This is a genomic window from Pseudoalteromonas sp. S558 (assembly GCF_005886635.1).
In the GTDB taxonomy this organism is placed as follows: domain Bacteria; phylum Pseudomonadota; class Gammaproteobacteria; order Enterobacterales; family Alteromonadaceae; genus Pseudoalteromonas; species Pseudoalteromonas aliena.
Map to the genome: position 1 here is coordinate 1 of NZ_PNDU01000511.1, position 866 is coordinate 866.

An 866-nucleotide genomic window follows, 5' to 3' on the forward strand; every position below is an offset into this window, starting at 1 on the left:
TCACCATTTCAGATAAGAGTATCTATGTTAGGTACTGCTCCACTTAATGATGAAGTATTATTTACTGAATTATTAGATGTAATTGAGAGTTACCCTGAGTTTACGCCTGAGTTTTGGAGTTTAGAGGAGCGCGGCAAGTTGCCCTATGACCGCATTGGTATTTTAGCTAAAGCAACGGCGGTTAAAAAAGGTGGTGGTGAAGAAATTTATCTAAAGCGCAATAAATTGGCGAAATATTTTGGCTGCATTGACGTTATGCCTAAACAGCGCATTAATTTTGAATTTGATCCAAAACTAAACAGTAAACATTACCCAGCTTTATTTGAGTTTGCAGACCGCTTAGTACAAATATTTAAGCCTGATATCGCCTCTATACATATTGATCGGCCTTATCCTGATGAGCCGTGGGAAAGCGAGCGTGATGAGTATATTGAGATGATGGGAGAGGCCGCATTGCTAGCTCCAGTCGATTATTTTAAGGTCGGCCCCAAAGGGTTAGCAATGCGTACTTATTTGGGCCCGCATTACGTTAAGCAGTTTGGCCAAGAATTATTACTGAGCACACCAAAAACACAAACAGAACTTCAAACTTGGGGTGGCATTCGTCTTGATTTATCAGAAGCACCTTGGGAGTTAACTGAACAAGCACAGATTGAGCATTGGCAAACAGCCATGGAACATTTACGCCCAGCTAAGGTGTTTGCTGAGATGGAGGTTGACGTTGAGTATTGTGATATAGAGTGCACTAAAGCCGAAAACTGCACCATTGGTGGGTTAAATTATATCTAACTCAAAAGTAAAGAGGGTTTAGTGTGTGCATCTTATATTGAAGGTGTACATAGATAAAGTATCACTCGAATATTAGC

The 866-nt window shown here is 40.4% G+C and carries 1 protein-coding gene; it reads left to right on the forward strand.

Translation table 11 applies throughout. The features are described from left to right. The coding region (locus tag CWB66_RS21155) for a hypothetical protein (protein WP_212747849.1) at window positions 1-789 on the forward strand (789 nt) is incomplete at its 5' end. Between the last annotated feature and the right edge of the window lie 77 nt (window positions 790-866).